The sequence below is a fragment of the Reyranella massiliensis 521 genome (genome assembly GCF_000312425.1).
GTDB classification, from domain to species: Bacteria; Pseudomonadota; Alphaproteobacteria; order Reyranellales; family Reyranellaceae; genus Reyranella; species Reyranella massiliensis.
In genome coordinates this window covers 2,417,716-2,432,778 of the sequence record NZ_HE997181.1, presented here as the reverse complement: position 1 = coordinate 2,432,778, position 15,063 = coordinate 2,417,716, and the positions used below count along the sequence as shown (strand labels likewise).

Genomic DNA, 15,063 nt, shown 5'->3' with positions numbered 1-15,063 from the left:
GGGGTCCACATGGACGCGCTCAACACAACGGCGGATCAGACGCCGGCCCCCGAAATAGCATCCGACAGTCCCCGCCGCTTCATCAATCGCGAACTGTCGTGGCTGGCCTTCAACACCCGGGTCCTCGAAGAGGCCAGCAACCCGCGCCATCCGCTCCTGGAGCGGGTGCGCTTCCTGTCGATATCGGCAGCCAATCTCGACGAATTCTACATGGTTCGCGTCGCGGGTCTTGTCGACATGCTGCAGACCCGCTCGACGCAGTTGAGCGACGACGGCATGACGCCGTCCGAGCAGCTCTCGGCCATCCGCGACCGCGCCTCCATCCTGATGGCACATCAGCAGGATGTCTGGGCGGCGCTGCAGGGGGAGCTGCGCGAGGCGGGGATTGCCGTGCTGGATGCCGGCGAGCTGACCGGCGACGAACGCAACTGGCTCGACCAGTATTTCATCGACCAGGTGTTCCCGATCCTGACGCCGCTGGCGATCGATCCGGCGCATCCGTTCCCGTTCATTCCCAATGGCGGCTTCTCGGGCATCCTGAAGTTGCACCGCAAGGACGACCGCCGCCCGCTGATGGCGCTGCTGCCGCTGCCGCCGCAGGTCGATCGCTTCGTGCGGCTGCCCGGGCCGGAGATCCGCCTCCTGCCGCTCGAAGATCTGATCGACATCTACCTGCCGCGTCTGTTTCCCGGCTACGAGGTGATCGAGCGCGCCTTCTTCCGTGTGATCCGCGACAGCGACGTCGAGATCAACGAGGAGGCCGAGGATCTCGTGCTGCTCTACGAGAGCGCGCTGAAGCGCCGCCGTCGCGGCGACCTGATCTCGATTTCGGTCAATAGCGCCATGCCGGCCGAGCTGCGCGACTTCCTGTTCGACCAGCTCGAAATTCCCGTGCAGACGCAGACCGTGCACGTCTTCCATCTCGATCTGATGCTCAACATCGGCGACGTGAAGGCGATCATCGTCGACGATCGGCCCGACCTCAAGTTCGCGCCGTACAATGCCCGTTTCCCCGAACGCATCCGCGACTTCGGCGGCGACTGCTTTGCCGCCATCCGCGCCAAGGACATCGTCGTTCACCATCCCTACGAGAGCTTCGACGTCGTGGTGCAGTTCCTGCGCCAGGCTGCGCGCGATCCGGCAGTGGTGGCCATCAAGCAGACGCTCTACCGCACCAGTGCCGACTCGCCGATCGTCAAGGAGCTGATCGCGGCGGCCGAGGCCGGCAAGACGGTGACGGCGCTGGTCGAACTCAAGGCGCGCTTCGACGAGGAAGCCAATATCCGCTGGGCGCGCGATCTCGAACGTGCGGGTGTGCAGGTCGTCTACGGCTTCATCGATCTCAAGACCCACGCCAAGGTCTCGATGGTGGTGCGGCGCGAGGCGCAGGCGACGCGGACCTACGTCCACTTCGGCACGGGCAACTACCACCCGATCACGGCGCGCATCTATACCGACCTTTCGTTCTTCACCTGCGATCCCGCGATGGGTCGCGACGCCGCGCGTCTGTTCAACTATATGACGGGCTATGCGCGGCCGGAGCAGATGGAGAAGATCGCCTTCGCGCCGGTGACCCTGCGTCCGACGCTGATCAGCCTGATCGACGTCGAGATCGCCAATGCCAAGGCGGGCCGTCCGGCGGCGATCTGGGCCAAGTTGAACTCGCTGGTCGATGCCAAGCTGATCGACCATCTCTACGCCGCCTCGCAGGCCGGCGTGCAGATCGATCTGGTGATCCGCGGCATCTGCTGTCTGCGGGCCGGCGTCCCGGGGCTGAGCGAGCATATCCGCGTCAAGAGCATGATCGGGCGCTTCCTCGAACATGCGCGCATCGTCTGCTTTGGCAACGGCAAGGCCTTGCCGTCGCTCGACGCCAAGGTATTCATCTCCTCGGCCGACTGGATGCCGCGCAACCTCGACCGCCGCGTCGAGCTGCTGTGTCCCGTCGAGAACCAGACGGTGCGCGAGCAGGTGCTCGACCAGATCATGGTCGCGAACCTGAAGGATGACGGGCAGAGCTGGCTGATGGCGCCGGACGGCGAATACCGCCGGCCCCGTGCAGCAAAGGAACCCTTCATCGCGCATCACTATTTCATGACGAACCCGTCTCTCTCGGGCCGGGGCAGCGCCCTGAAGCTGAGTGGTGCTGTACCGCGCCTTGTCCTGAGTTCGTGACCGGGGAGCGGCGTCGGGTCGCGCCCCGCGAAGGGCTGCAATCCGGCGCTGCAATCTCGATCTGTTTCGGCTAGACGGAGCGCGCATGGACGGCGAACGCACCGCAGGCGCCCCCGAGATACGTGACCCCCTTGATCGGGGCCGCGTCGGGATCATCGACGTCGGCTCGAACTCCATTCGTCTGGTCGTCTATGAACGGGCGAGCCGGGCGCCCCTGCCTGTCTTCAACGAAAAGGTGCTTTGCGGTCTCGCCCGCGGCCTCGACGCGACGGGGCGGTTGAATCCGGAAGGCGTCGAGATGGCATTGGCCAATATCGACCGCTTCATGACTCTCGCACATAACATGAAGGTGACGTCGCTCGATCTGCTGGCGACGGCTGCGGTGCGCGACGCCGCCGATGGCGCAGACTTCATGCACGAAATCACCAGCCGGTCCGGCATCGTGGCGCATACCGTCAGCGGGCAGGACGAGGCGCGTTTCTCGGGCAACGGCGTCATTTGCGGCATGCCCGATGCCGACGGCGTCATGGGCGATCTGGGCGGCGGCAGCCTCGAACTGGCGGTTCTCGGCAACGGCCGGCTGGGCGCGTCGAGCACGCTGCCGGTCGGTCCGCTGCGGCTGATGTCGTCGGGGCGCGGCGATCCGAAGAAGGCCATCGTCGAGGCCATCGAAAGCGTACGCTGGCTACGCGAGGAGCAGGGCAAGACCTTCTATGCCGTGGGCGGCGCGTGGCGTGCCTTCGCCCGGCTGCATATGGAGCAGGCGGGCTATCCGCTGCACATCATCCATCAGTACGAAATTCCGGCCGACGAGGCGCGCGCGGTGGCGCGGCTGATCGCGGTGCAGAGCGCCAAGTCGCTGGAGAAGATGCCGGGCGTGTCGCGCCGTCGTGTCGAGACGCTGCCTCTGGCCTGCCTGGCGCTCGACCGGCTGCTCGGCGCCCTGAAGCCGCGCAATGTCGTCTTCTCGGCCTTCGGTCTGCGCGAGGGCTTCTACTATTCGCGGCTGAGCGCTGCCGAGCGCGCGCGCCATCCGCTGATCGCCTTTGCCGAGGAGCAGGGCGCCGGCTGGCGTCGCTTCGATCTCTCGCCGCAGGAAATCTTCGACTGGCTGACGCCCGCCTTCGCCGGCGAGAGCGAGACCGACCGCGTGCTGCGCACCGCAGCCTGCCATCTCAGCGACATCTCCTGGGACGACCATCCGGACTATCGGGCCGACCAGGCCTATTTCCGCGTGCTGCATCTGCCGTCGCCGGGAATGAACCATCGCGAGCGGGCCGTGCTCGCGATGGCGCTGACCTACCGCTACAAGAGCGATCCCAAGTCGGCGATGATCGATACGGCGCTTCGGCTGTCGGATGGCCGCGGTCGCGCCTATGCCAAGCGCCTCGGCGCGTGTCTGCGGCTCGCCTACAATCTGAGCGGCGGGGCACCCGGTCTGCTGCCGCAGCTCCAGCTGCGCCGCAGCGAGCGCGAATTGCGTCTGCTGGTGCCGTCGAACCTGCGCCGCAGCCTGGGCGACGTGACCGCCCGCCGGCTCGAGACCGCGGCCGAGGCCTTCGATCTCAAGCCGATGATCGTTGTCACCTAAGCTTCTACTTCTGCTTCTGCGTCGGCCGGGATCGGGATCAGCTTGGCGTGCTCGCCCGACAGCGCCAGGGCGAGCCTGCCTTCGATCAGATCGACTGCATCGGCGCCGAACACCTCGCGCCGCCAGCCCTTCAGGGCCGGGACATCGCGCTTGCCGGCGGCAATGCGATCCAGCTCGTCGGCGTTCGCGACAAGGCGGCCCGCCACGCCGGCCTGCTCGGCCTTCAACCGCAACAGGGTGCGCAGCAGATCGACGACCGCGCCGGGCGCGCGAATCTGTTCGGCCGGACGCTCGCGCGCGGGCAACTCGGACTCGGGCAGGGCACGGGCCCGGTCGACCGCCTCGATCAGCTCGCGTCCCTGCCAGCCCTCGGCGAACCCGCGGCCGAGGCCGCGCGTCATGGCCAGCTCCTCGACCGTCTTGGGCGCGTGGCTGGCGATTTCCAGCAGCTGCTCGTCGCGCAGGAGACGTTGCCGTGGGATGTCGATCCGCTGTGCGGTGCGCTCGCGCCAGGCCGCCACTTCCTTGAGGATCGCCAGCAGGCGGGGCGAGGAACCGCGGGGCTTCAGCCGCCGCCAGGCCAGTTCGGGGTCGCCGCGATAGGTCGCGGGATCGTTCAGGACCGCCATTTCCTCGGCAATCCAGGAGAAGCGGCCGGACTTGTCGAGCTGGCGTTTCAGCTTCTCGTAGACCACGCGCAGGTGCGTCACGTCAGAGAGTGCGTAGGTGATCTGCCGTTCGCTGAGTGGCCGGCGGCTCCAGTCGGTGAAGCGGCTGGATTTGTCGATCTTGGCCTTGGCGAGCTTGGTGGCGAGCGATTCGTAGGAGGCGGCTTCGCCGTGGCCGCAGACCATGGCGGCGACCTGGGTATCGAACAGCGGACCCGGCACCTGGTTCAGGCGCAAATGGAAGATTTCGAGATCCTGGCGGGCGGCGTGAAAGACCTTCAGGACCTTGGGGTTTGCCATCAGTTCGTCGAGGGGGGCGAGGTCGATGCCATCGGCCAGCGCGTCGATTGCCGCCGCGTCCTCGGGGCCGGCGACCTGGGCCAGGCAGAGCTTGGGCCAGTAGGTCCGCTCACGCATGAACTCGGTGTCGACGGTGATGAACTCGGTATCGGCCAGCGGCTTGCAGAAAGCCGCCAATTCATCGGTCGTGGTTATGAGCTTCATTAAGAGCGTTCTATAGCGGGCGGCGCGGCGAGGGGCAAAGGCCCCTGCGGAAAGGCTGCCTTCCCTTGACTTAAAGGCGCTTTCCGTGCCTCTTGCCGGGCTTCTAAAACCCGGAAAATACGTAATGTCTTCTGTCTACCGAACCCATACGTGCGGCCAGTTGCGGCCGGAGCATGTCGGCCAGCAGGCCCGTCTGTCGGGCTGGGTGCAGCGCAAGCGCGACCACGGCAATCTGCTGTTCATCGACCTGCGCGACCACTATGGCGTGACCCAGGTGGTGGTGGACGCGAGCAGCCCCGTCTTCAAGGCGGCCGAAGGCGTGCGCAACGAGAGCGTGATCACGGTGACCGGCAAGGTGCTGGCCCGCGAACCTTCCACGGTCAACCCGCGGCTGGCGACCGGCGCGGTCGAGCTGGATGCGGCGGAGATGGTCGTGCAGGCGATGGCCGATCCGCTGCCCATCCCGGTCTACCAGGAAAACGACACGACGCCGGAGGAATTGCGCCTCAAGTACCGCTTCCTCGATCTGCGCAAGGACAAGCTGCACAAGAACATCATGCTGCGCAGCCAGGTCATCGCCTCCCTGCGCCGGCGCATGATCGACCAGGGTTTCATGGAGTTCCAGACACCGATCTTGACAGCGGACAGTCCGGAAGGCGCGCGCTCCTACGTGGTGCCGAGCCGGCTGCACCCCGGCAAGTTCTATGCGCTGCCGCAGGCGCCGCAGATGTTCAAGCAGTTGCTGATGGTGTCGGGCTTCGATCGCTACTTCCAGATCGCGCCCTGCTTCCGCGACGAGGATGCGCGCGCCGACCGCGCCCCCGGCGAGTTCTATCAGCTCGACTTCGAGATGAGTTTCGTCACGCAAGACGACGTCTTCGCCGCCATCGAGCCGGTGCTGGGCGGCGTGTTCGAGGAGTTCGCGAGCTTCGGCCGGGAGACGCCGCGCAAGGTGACGCCGTTCCCGTTCCCGCGCATTCCCTATGCAGAAGCGCTGCTGACCTACGGCACCGACAAGCCCGACCTGCGCAACCCGCTGCGCATCGTTGATGCCGGCGAGGTCTTCGCGGGCTCCGACTTCAAGGTCTTCGCCAGCATCGTGGCCGCGGGCGGCGTCGTGCGCGCCCTGCGGGCACCGGGAGCCGCCGCCCAGCCGCGCAGCTTCTTCGACAAGCTGAACTCCTGGGCCCAGTCCGAGGGCAAGCCTGGTCTCGGCTACATCGTGCTCGAAGCCGGTGCAGGGAAGGGGCCAATCGCCAAGTTCGTGACGGGCGACCGCCTCGCCAAGCTGAAGGCGCTGACCGGGGCAGAGGACGGCGATGCGGTGTTCTTCGTCGCCGACAAGCCGGAAGCCGCCTGGAAGTTCGCAGGTCAGGTGCGCATCAAGGTCGGCCAGGAACTGGGCGTCATTGCCGAGGACGAGTTCCGCTTCTGCTGGATCGTCGACTTCCCGATGTTCGAGTACGACGAGAAGGCCAAGAAGATCGACTTCAGCCACAACCCCTTCTCGATGCCACAAGGTGGACTCGAGGCGCTGGAGACGCAGGACCCGCTGACCATCAAGGCGTGGCAGTACGACATCGTCTGCAACGGCATAGAGCTTTGCTCGGGCGCGATCCGGAACCATCGCCCGGAGATCATGTACAAGGCGTTCGGCATTGCCGGGTACAGCAATGCAGACGTCGAAGCGCGCTTCGGCGGCATGCTCAACGCCTTCAAGTTCGGCGCACCGCCGCACGGTGGCGCCGCGCCGGGCGTCGACCGTATCGTCATGCTGCTGGCCGACGAGCCCAACATCCGCGAGGTCATCTGCTTTCCGATGAACCAGCAGGCGGTCGACCTGATGATGGAGGCGCCGACCGAACTGCCTGCCGAAAAGCTGCGTGAGCTGCACATCGGGTTGCGTCTGCCGCCCCCCAAGAAGGACTAGGACTGGTAGGTCTGGCCTAAATTGACCGGCTAGGAAAAAACATTACCTTCAAGAGGTTATAGTCTTTTCATTAAGAAGATTATGAGCTCTTTCAGGCTCTCCATTTATTTCGTCCTGCCCGTGGCGTTGGGGTTGTCCCTGCTGACCGGCGCCTGTGGTGTGCCGGTTGCCGTGTCGGCGGCGAGCTACGCTGCCGACGGCGGATTCATCGTCGCCTCGGACAAGACCTCGACCGACCATCTGGCCTCGGTCGTCACCAAGAAGGATTGCGCCATGTGGCGCATCTTCCGTGGTCGCCAGATCTGTACGGAGCGTGCCGAAGGCGAAGATCCGTACGACGTCGACTACAACGAGCCGCAGCGTCAGGTCTCCGAGGATGGTGTCCAGTACAGCCCGCCGCTGCGCTCCGGTGCGGATGCACCGGCTGCGAGCTGGGACGAGGCCGCCTACAAGACGGCGCCGCAACCTGCGCCAGTCACCACCGAAGCGCCCGTGGTGGTGCAAGAGCCTGTGACAGCCGCCCCGGCGCCTGTCCCGGTTGCAGCCAAGACCACGGCCGCGCCGGCCAAGCCTGCCACCAAGAAGGTCAAGAGCGCGTCGCGCTCCCCGAAGAAGCCTAAACCTTCACAAGGTCGGGCGGCGCCTGCTTCCTGAGCAGGAAGGCTTCGAGGTTGTCGAGTGCCTTGAAGCCCATGGCGTTGCGCGTCTCGACCGTCGCCGAGCCCATGTGCGGCAGCAGGAACGCGTTGGTGAGATCGTAGTAGCCCTGGTGCAGCTTGGGCTCGCCATCGAAGACGTCGAGGCCGGCCGAAGCGAGGTGGCCGCTCTTGAGCGCGGCGATCAGGGCGTCGTCGTCGACCACGCCACCGCGCGCGGTGTTGACCACGATGGCCCCCTTGGGCAGGCGGGCGATGCGCTCGGCATTCACCCACTTGCGGGTCTGCGGCGTCATCGGCGCGTTGATCGAGAGGAAGTCGCAGTGGGGCAGCATGTCGTCGGGATCGGCATGGAAGATCGCGCCCTTTTCGAGATCGGGCGCCAGCTTGCTGCGGTTGCTGTAGTGGATCTGCATGCGGAAGGCGCGGGCGCGGTCGGCCATGGCCTGGCCGATGCGGCCCATGCCGAGGATTCCGAGTCGCTTGCCGGTGACGTGCGTGCCCATGAGCTGGGTCGGCGACCAGCCGATCCAATGATGGGTGCGCAGCATCGTGGCGCCCTCGTGCGCGCGCCGCGCCGCGCCGAGAAGGCAGAGCATGGCGATGTCGGCGGTGGCGTCGGTCAGCACGTCGGGCGTATTGGCGACCGCGATGCCGCGCTTGGCCGCCGCGGCGACGTCGATGTGCTCGTAGCCCACGGAGAAGGTGGCGATCATGCGGATCGAGGCAGGCAGCGCGGCGATCGTCTCGCCGTTCAGCCCATCGCCCGCGGCGCACATGATGGCGTCGCAACCGGCCGCTGCCTTGACCAGCGCGGGGCCGTCGTAAATCCGGTCCTGTGGATTGAGCACCGCGTCGAAGTTCGCAGACAGGCGGGCTTCCACATCGGGAGGAAAGAGGCGGGTCGCGAGAACCCGAGGCTTGCCGTTTGCCATTGACGCTATCCTCCCTGTGCAGCCCTGACGCAGGCGATCATTCTGGTATTCCGCGCGCATGGATATTACGCTTGGCCCGTCGGCTACAAGGCCTAGCCCCCACGCCAGTGTCCGTTGACCAGTTATAGTTATCGCCGTCCTCGCGCCCAAACAGCGGTCATCGTCACCGCCGTCGGAGCGCTTCTGTTGCTCGCTCTGTGGATAAGGGTCGCCGACGCCCAGCAGCAACAGCCCCCCCAGACGGCGGAATCGCCGCTGGTGCCGCATCGTGCCACCTACGACATGAAGCTCTCCGTGGCGCGGCCCAACAGCGGCATCGTCGACGTGAGCGGCCGCATGGTCCTGGAGACCGTCGAAGCCTGCGAGGGCTGGGAGGTGAAGCAGCGCATCCAGCTCAGGTTCTTGCGCAGCGAAGGCGATGAGTTCGTGACCGATTCGAGCTTTACCAGCTACGAGACCAAGGACGGCCTTGCCCTTCGCTTCAGTGTGCGAAACATCCAGGATCAGGAGATCGAGGAGGAACTGCGCGGCAATGCGGACCTCGAATCGCTGGGAGGCAAGGGCCGGGCGAACTTCACGCTGCCCGAGGTCCGCAGCTTCGACCTGCCGGCCGGGACGCTGTTTCCCACGACACATCTTTCGCTGGTCCTGCGCCACGCGCGCGACGGCGACAAGTCTGCCTCTTACTCGGTGTTCGACGGTGCCCGGCTCGACGGCGCTTTTCTGGTCAACGCCGTCATCAGTCGCTCGCCTCGCCAGACCGGCGCCCCTGTCGTGCGCGGCGACGTCGCCCTGATGCGCAACCAGCCGTCGTGGAGCGTGCGCTTCGCCTTCTTCGCCGCCAACGACCAGGGTGCCCACCCGGAGTACGAGCTGGCTCTCGACCTGCTCGGCAACGGGGTCACCCGTTCGATGCTGCTCGATTACGGCGACTTCGCCATCGATGCTCGTCTTGTCCAACTCCAAGCCCTGCCGAGGCCGCGATGCTGAATCTCCGCCTTCTTGTGCCCGCCGTCTTCGTCTTTGCCGCCGCCGTTCCGGCCATGGCGCAGGAACTGACGCCGCACCGGGCGGCCTATACCGTGACGATGCTGGAGAACGGCAAGCCGAGCGGCGGCGCGCCCGGCAGCTATGCCTACGAACTCAAGCTCACCTGCGATGGCTATGTGGCCAACCAGCGCCTGCGGCTGGAGCTGAGCGGTCAACGCGGTGCCGTTGCCAGCGAGCAGCAGACGCAGATGACGGAGAGCAAGGACGGCAAGAAGCTCACCTTCGAGCATCGTTCGACCTCGGGCGGACGCCGCGCCAGCCTGGTCAAGGGCGAGGCGACATTGGGCGACGACGGCTCGGGCGAAGCGCGCTTCAGCGATCCCGAAGGACAGACCGTGAGACTGCCGGCCGGCACGTATTTCCCCTCCGCCATCCTGCGCGCCACCATTCGCGCCGCGAAGGCCGGCGAGAACGGCTTCGAGGGATTGTTCTTCTTCGGTGACAAGGTGAAGCCGCCGCTGGCCGTCAACGCCTTGATCGGCCGGGTGCCCAAGCGTCTGGCCGATGTGAAAATTCCCAAGGGTGCGGAGGAACTGGCCGATGGCCGTACCCGCATCTACTACCGCGCCGGCTTCTTCGACGACGATGCGAAGAAGCAGGGCGAGCCCGCGTTCGAGATGAGCAGCGTGACGCTCGACAACGGCATCGAACTCTACGGGACGCACGAGCAGAGCGAAGGCGGCATCGAATATCGCATCACCCGTCTCGAGGGACTGCCCAAGCCCGAGTGCAAGTAGCGCCGGTTTGGGCATACTGATGGCCGTCTCACGGGAGAGCGGCAGATGACGGCCAGCGACGCCGACCAGAAGGGACTGACGCCGGAGCAGGCGGTCGCACGGTTGGAACATCTCCATACGGCGGCGTGCACGGCGTTGCGCGAAGCGCTGGCTCGTTACGCCGAAACCGGCGCCGTGCCGACCGCAGAAGAGCGGCTGAAGTTTCGCTACCCCGAGCTCAGCGTCGACTGGCGGCCGTCGGGCGCGGTGCACTTCACGCGGCGGGCCTGGGCGAAGTTCCAGGCGCCGGGGCTCTATTCGACGACGATCACGCAGCCCACGTTCTTTCGCCAGTACCTGCTCGAACAGTTACGGCCTCTGGCCGAGGAATTCGGCGCCAGAATCGAGGTCGGCAGCAGTAGCCAGGAGATCCCGTATCCCTTCGTCACCGAGGCCGGCGACGAGTTCGTCCATGGCGAGCTCTCGGTCACCGAGCTGGCGCGTCACTTTCCGACAGCCGTCCTCGCCAATGTGGGCGACGAGATCGTCGACGGGCTTTGGGAGTTCGAGGACGGCCGGCCGCGGCCGCTGGCCCTGTTCGACGCTGTGCGCATCGACTATTCGCTGCGGCGGCTGATCCACTATACCGGGACCGACTGGCGCACGATCCAGCCCTGGATCCTGTGCACCAACTACCAACGCTACGTCGATCACTTCCTGGTCTGGGCGCTGGAGGAGCTGGCGCGGCCGGACGGCGTCTACACGGCGCTCGTGCTGCCGGGCGGCGCAATCGTCCAGCGCGGCGATACGCCGGAAGCCGCCGATGCCGCCATTGCAGCGGCGCCCTGGCACCGCTTCCAGATGCCGGCCTACAGCCTGCTGCGGGCCGATGGCCGGGGCGGCATCACCCTGATCAATATCGGTGTCGGTCCTTCCAACGCCAAGAACGCGACCGACCATCTCGCCGTCCTGCGCCCGCATTGCTGGCTGATGATCGGCCATTGCGGCGGCCTGCGGCAGTCGCAGACTATTGGCGATTACGTGCTGGCGCACGGCTACATGCGCCGCGACCGCATCCTCGACGAGCTGGTGCCGCCGGAAGTGCCGGTGCCGGCTCTTGCCGAAGTGCAGGTAGCCTTGCAGACGGCGGCCGAGCGGGTGACCGGGGAACGCGGCGACGCGCTCAAGCGGCGGCTGCGCACGGGGACGGTCGTGAGCTACGACGACCGCAACTGGGAGCTGCGCTGGTCGCAGGAGCGGCGGCGCATCAACCATGGCCGGGCCATCGCCGTCGACATGGAGAGCGCCACGCTCGCCACCCAGGGCTATCGCCTGCGCGTGCCCTACGGCACGCTGCTTTGCGTGTCCGACAAGCCGCTGCACGGCGAGATCAAGTTGCCCGGAGCCGCGACGCGCTTCTACCAGCGGGCGGTGGGCGAGCATCTTCATATCGGCCTGGAGACGATTGACCTGTTACGGAGCGAGATCGGCTCGCTGCACTCGCGCAAGCTCCGCAGCTTCGACGAACCGCCGTTCAGGTAACGGGATTCAAACGGGCCACAGCCAGGCGGCACCGCGCACGCCGCTCGAATCGCCGTGTTTGGGCGGAACCAGCCTGGTGGCAATGCTGTCGCGTTCGGAGAAGATATAGTCTTTCCAGCGTTCCGGCACGCGGCTGTAAAGCGCCTTCATCTTGGAAAGGCCGCCCCCCAGCACGATGACGTCAGGATCGACCAGGTTGACGACGCTGGCGAGCGCCCGGGCCAGACGGTCGCAATAGAGATCGAAACATTGGCCGGCGACTCGGTCGCCCTGCACGGCTGCTTCGGCAATGTCGGTGGCGCTCAGCTCGCGTCCGGCGACGCGTGCGAACTGCGATTGGAAGGCGGGCCCGCTCAGCCACGCCTCGACGCAGTTGCGGCGACCGCAGTAGCAGGCCGGGCCCGGCCGTTCGTCGTCGTGCGGCGAGGGCAGGGGATTGTGGCCCCATTCGCCGCCGATCGCCTGCGCGCCGACCAGCGGCCTGCCGTCGACCACGATGCCGCCGCCCACGCCGGTGCCGAGGATGACGCCGAAGACGATCGCCGCGCCGGCGCCGGCGCCATCGGCGGCTTCGGAGACGGCAAAGCAGTTGGCGTCGTTGGAGAGCCGCACCTCGTCGCGGCCGGTCGCACGCTTGAGGTCGACGTCGAGCGGCCGGCCGTTCAGGCGCGTCGAGTTTGCATTCTTGATCAGGCCCGTGGCCGGCGAAATGGCGCCGGGATGGCCGACGCCAACGCGGCAGCGCATGCCGACCTTCGCTTCGAGATCGCGGACCACGCCGGCAACCGCCTCGACGGTGGCTTCGTAGCAATCACGCGGCGTCGGTATGCGCATCCGTGCCCGTTCCGACCCATCGTCGCCCAATACAATGCCTTCGATCTTGGTGCCGCCGAGGTCGATGCCGATGCGCATGAAGTCTCCGGTTCAAATCTCACAGGAAGCGCGCACGTATATCGACACTGTTCTCGCGCCCGACCTTATCGAACGTTTCAAGCAGCCATCGGGTTCCCGCAGCGCGGCCTGCCGTGAACAGCATATTGAGGAATTCCGGCTCGATATTGAACTTGCTGACCGCGCCCAGCGGCGCCAGCGTGGCGGGATCGCCGATGGAGTGGATCAGTAGTTTCTTCAGGCGGTGGCTGAATTCGCCGGTGATGGCACCGTTGTCGATCAGTTCCTGCACGAAGGCGATGGCGCGCATCTCCGCCATCAGCGCGCCGCCGAAGGTGATCTCGTTCAGGCGGTCGGCGATCTCGGCATTGCTGCGCGGGACGTCCGTGCGCGACGGCGGGTCGACCTCGACCATCACCACGTCGGTGCTTTCGCTGTTGTAGATGAACGGCCAGATCGGCGGGTTGCCGCGGAAACCGCCGTCCCAGTAGGCTTCGCCGTCGATCTCCACGGCGTCGTGGACGTTGGGCAGGCAGGCCGATGCCAGCAACGCGTCGATGGTGAGTTCTTCGCGCGTGAAGATGCGCACCTTGCCGGTTCGCACATTAGTGGCGGCGATGAAGGCCTTGACCTCGTGACAGGCATGTACCGCTTCCGGGTTGAAGTGCCGGCGCAACAGATCGCGCAGCGGATCGAACTTCAGCGGGTTGCGCTGCCACGGCGAGAGCGTGCGCTGGATGATGTCGGCCCACAGGGCGCCGGCCGACTCGTCGAGGTTCCAGTTGCCCTGCAGACGGTCGAGCGGCGTGCGTCGGATCGGGCTGGACACCGCCATCTGGCCCAATTCGCCCCAGAACGCGGCGAGGGCGGCACGCGCGCCGGCCGGTCCGCCGTTGGCCCAGCCCTGCAGCATGATCGCGGCATTCATCGCGCCGGCGCTGGTGCCGCTCACCGCTTCGAAGACCAGACGGCCATCCTCGATCAGGGCATCGAGCACGCCCCAGGTGAAGGCGCCATGGCTGCCGCCGCCTTGAAGGGCGATATTGATGCGCTTGGTTTCCGCCATCCTGCCTCCCGAGAACGAGATTCCACGCGGTTACAGTTCACTCTACAGTCCTCGCCTGGAAGCAAGTCGGCGGGATCGGCAGCATTATGGCGAAGAGTGGAGCAGGAGGACCGTGGCGAAAACGCCCGTCGACCATCCTGTGGATGCTCTCCATCGGCCAGCTCATCTCCTGGGGACTCGTCTACTACACCTTCCCGCTGTTCATCGGGCCGATGGAGCAGGAGCTTGGCTGGGCGCGCAGCTCGATGTTCGGCGCGTTGTCGGCCGGCCTGCTGACCGCTGGTCTTTGTTCCATTGCCGTCGGCGCATGGATTGATCGCGGCCATGGACGGCTGCTGATGACCGGCGGCTCGCTGCTGGCGGCCATCCTGCTGTTCGTCTGGTCGCGCGTCGAGTCGCTGCCGGTCTTCTATGCCATGTGGATCGGCCTGGGCGCCTGCCAGGCCGTGATCCTCTACGAGCCGGCCTTCGCGGTGATCACCCGCGTCTATGGTCCGCGCTACAAGCAGGCGATCCTGCTGATGACGTTCCTGGGCGGGCTGGCCAGCACCTTCGGCATTCCGTTCACGCAGCTCCTGATCGAACATATCGGCTGGCGGCCGGCGCTCGAAGTGCTGGCGGCGATCAATCTCGGCGTCGCCTTCCTGATCCATTGGCTGTTCGTCCCGGGACCGCGCGAGGAGGCGGTGCCGATCGCCGAAGTGCGACCGCCGGCGGAAGGAGCGGCTGGCAAGAAGAAGAGTCCGCTCGCCGCGGCCGTGCGCGTGCCGGCTTTCTGGGGGCTTGTCGTCGCCTTCGCCGGCTACGGGCTCGCCTTTTCCGCCATGAGCTTCCACCTGATTCCGCTGCTCGAGGCCCGCGACGTACCCATTGCCGTGGTGATGGCAATCATCGCCCTGATCGGGCCCATGCAGGTCGTGGGCCGCGTCCTGCTGATGGTCGGGCAGCGGCACATCACCACCATCCAGCTCGGCGCCGGAATCTACTTTGCTTTCCCGATCTCGATGGCGATGCTGGCGGCCGGCATCAGCGACGTCTACGGGCTGATCCTGTTCGCCATCATCTATGGCGTTGCCAATGGCCTCGTCACCATCCTGCGCGGCATGGCGGTGCCGGAATTCATCGGTCCCGAAGGTTACGGCGTCGTGTCGGGCGCGCTCACCATGCCGACCAACATCATGCGTGCGGCCGGCCCGCTGCTCGCGTCTTTGGCCTGGGGGGCCTTCGGGGGCTATACGCCCGTTCTGTGGGGGCTGGCGGGCATCATGCTGGTCGCGGCGGCAGGATTCGCTGCGGCGGCAATATTGTCGAAACGCCCGAGCTGACGGCGCTTCTGCGG

12 protein-coding genes are annotated in these 15,063 nt (G+C 66.2%); 8 read left to right on the top strand and 4 right to left on the bottom strand.

Going from position 1 to position 15,063, the window contains the following annotated elements:
* Positions 1 to 9 precede the first annotated feature (9 nt).
* Both BN60_RS12010 and BN60_RS12005 read left to right on the top strand, forming a co-directional pair.
* Positions 10 to 2,175: an RNA degradosome polyphosphate kinase gene (locus BN60_RS12010; protein WP_020696295.1), complete on the top strand. Its 2,166-nt coding sequence runs from the start codon at positions 10 to 12 to the stop codon at positions 2,173 to 2,175.
* Positions 2,176 to 2,260: 85 nt separating this feature from the next.
* A complete protein-coding gene (locus BN60_RS12005) occupies positions 2,261 to 3,766 on the top strand; it encodes a Ppx/GppA family phosphatase (protein WP_020696294.1) in 1,506 nt (501 codons plus the stop codon).
* On the opposite strand, the gene rnd is transcribed toward BN60_RS12005, so the two are convergent.
* Positions 3,763 to 4,938, bottom strand: coding sequence for a ribonuclease D (gene rnd, locus BN60_RS12000; protein ID WP_020696293.1), 1,176 nt, complete (start codon positions 4,936 to 4,938; stop codon positions 3,763 to 3,765). The two genes, BN60_RS12005 and rnd, sit on opposite strands and share 4 nt — an antisense overlap.
* Positions 4,939 to 5,062: 124 nt before the next feature.
* Here rnd and aspS point away from each other — a divergent pair, with 124 nt between their 5' ends.
* On the top strand, positions 5,063 to 6,868 hold the full coding sequence (aspS, locus tag BN60_RS11995; protein WP_020696292.1) for an aspartate--tRNA ligase: 1,806 nt from the start codon (positions 5,063 to 5,065) through the stop codon (positions 6,866 to 6,868).
* A gap of 81 nt (positions 6,869 to 6,949) precedes the next feature.
* Positions 6,950 to 7,522 (top strand): hypothetical protein, encoded by a 573-nt coding sequence (locus BN60_RS11990; RefSeq protein ID WP_020696291.1) that lies wholly within the window; start codon positions 6,950 to 6,952, stop codon positions 7,520 to 7,522.
* On the opposite strand, the gene BN60_RS11985 is transcribed toward BN60_RS11990, so the two are convergent.
* Positions 7,485 to 8,459: a 2-hydroxyacid dehydrogenase gene (locus tag BN60_RS11985; protein WP_020696290.1), complete on the bottom strand. Its 975-nt coding sequence runs from the start codon at positions 8,457 to 8,459 to the stop codon at positions 7,485 to 7,487. The two genes, BN60_RS11990 and BN60_RS11985, sit on opposite strands and share 38 nt — an antisense overlap.
* Positions 8,460 to 8,645: 186 nt before the next feature.
* On the opposite strand from BN60_RS11985, the gene BN60_RS11980 reads away from it, so the two are divergent.
* From BN60_RS11980 to BN60_RS11970, 3 genes are read left to right on the top strand one after another with little or no spacing between them, the layout of a single operon-like run.
* Positions 8,646 to 9,449 carry an EipB family protein gene (locus tag BN60_RS11980; protein ID WP_020696289.1) on the top strand — a complete coding sequence of 268 codons (804 nt, stop codon included), beginning with the start codon at positions 8,646 to 8,648 and terminating at the stop codon, positions 9,447 to 9,449.
* Entirely contained in the window at positions 9,443 to 10,246 is an 804-nt protein-coding gene (locus BN60_RS28820; protein WP_020696288.1) for an EipB family protein, read from the top strand. Before BN60_RS11980 ends, BN60_RS28820 begins: the two co-directional genes overlap by 7 nt.
* Before the next feature lie 45 nt (positions 10,247 to 10,291).
* The gene (locus tag BN60_RS11970; protein WP_020696287.1) at positions 10,292 to 11,767 is read left to right on the top strand and encodes an AMP nucleosidase; all 1,476 of its coding nucleotides are present in this window, start codon (positions 10,292 to 10,294) and stop codon (positions 11,765 to 11,767) included.
* Between the two features lie 6 nt (positions 11,768 to 11,773).
* On the opposite strand, the gene BN60_RS11965 is transcribed toward BN60_RS11970, so the two are convergent.
* Entirely contained in the window at positions 11,774 to 12,679 is a 906-nt protein-coding gene (locus tag BN60_RS11965; RefSeq protein WP_020696286.1) for an ROK family protein, read from the bottom strand.
* 19 nt (positions 12,680 to 12,698) lie between these two features.
* Positions 12,699 to 13,724, bottom strand: a complete 1,026-nt coding sequence (locus BN60_RS11960) for a patatin-like phospholipase family protein (RefSeq protein WP_020696285.1) — start codon at positions 13,722 to 13,724, stop codon at positions 12,699 to 12,701.
* Positions 13,725 to 13,810: 86 nt separating this feature from the next.
* On the opposite strand from BN60_RS11960, the gene BN60_RS11955 reads away from it, so the two are divergent.
* On the top strand, positions 13,811 to 15,049 hold the full coding sequence (locus BN60_RS11955) for an MFS transporter (RefSeq protein ID WP_051150125.1): 1,239 nt from the start codon (positions 13,811 to 13,813) through the stop codon (positions 15,047 to 15,049).
* The last annotated feature ends 14 nt before the right edge of the window (positions 15,050 to 15,063 follow it).

Bases quoted from the DNA above. Each gene is read 5' to 3' on its own strand.
- BN60_RS12010 (WP_020696295.1), top strand. From the start codon at position 10: ATGGACGCGCTCAACACAACGGCGGATCAGACGCCGGCCCCCGAAATA.
- BN60_RS12005 (WP_020696294.1), top strand. From the start codon at position 2,261: ATGGACGGCGAACGCACCGCAGGCGCCCCCGAGATACGTGACCCCCTT.
- rnd (WP_020696293.1), bottom strand. From the start codon at position 4,938: ATGAAGCTCATAACCACGACCGATGAATTGGCGGCTTTCTGCAAGCCG.
- aspS (WP_020696292.1), top strand. From the start codon at position 5,063: ATGTCTTCTGTCTACCGAACCCATACGTGCGGCCAGTTGCGGCCGGAG.
- BN60_RS11990 (WP_020696291.1), top strand. From the start codon at position 6,950: ATGAGCTCTTTCAGGCTCTCCATTTATTTCGTCCTGCCCGTGGCGTTG.
- BN60_RS11985 (WP_020696290.1), bottom strand. From the start codon at position 8,459: ATGGCAAACGGCAAGCCTCGGGTTCTCGCGACCCGCCTCTTTCCTCCC.
- BN60_RS28820 (WP_020696288.1), top strand. From the start codon at position 9,443: ATGCTGAATCTCCGCCTTCTTGTGCCCGCCGTCTTCGTCTTTGCCGCC.
- BN60_RS11970 (WP_020696287.1), top strand. From the start codon at position 10,292: ATGACGGCCAGCGACGCCGACCAGAAGGGACTGACGCCGGAGCAGGCG.
- BN60_RS11965 (WP_020696286.1), bottom strand. From the start codon at position 12,679: ATGCGCATCGGCATCGACCTCGGCGGCACCAAGATCGAAGGCATTGTA.
- BN60_RS11960 (WP_020696285.1), bottom strand. From the start codon at position 13,724: ATGGCGGAAACCAAGCGCATCAATATCGCCCTTCAAGGCGGCGGCAGC.
- BN60_RS11955 (WP_051150125.1), top strand. From the start codon at position 13,811: ATGGCGAAGAGTGGAGCAGGAGGACCGTGGCGAAAACGCCCGTCGACC.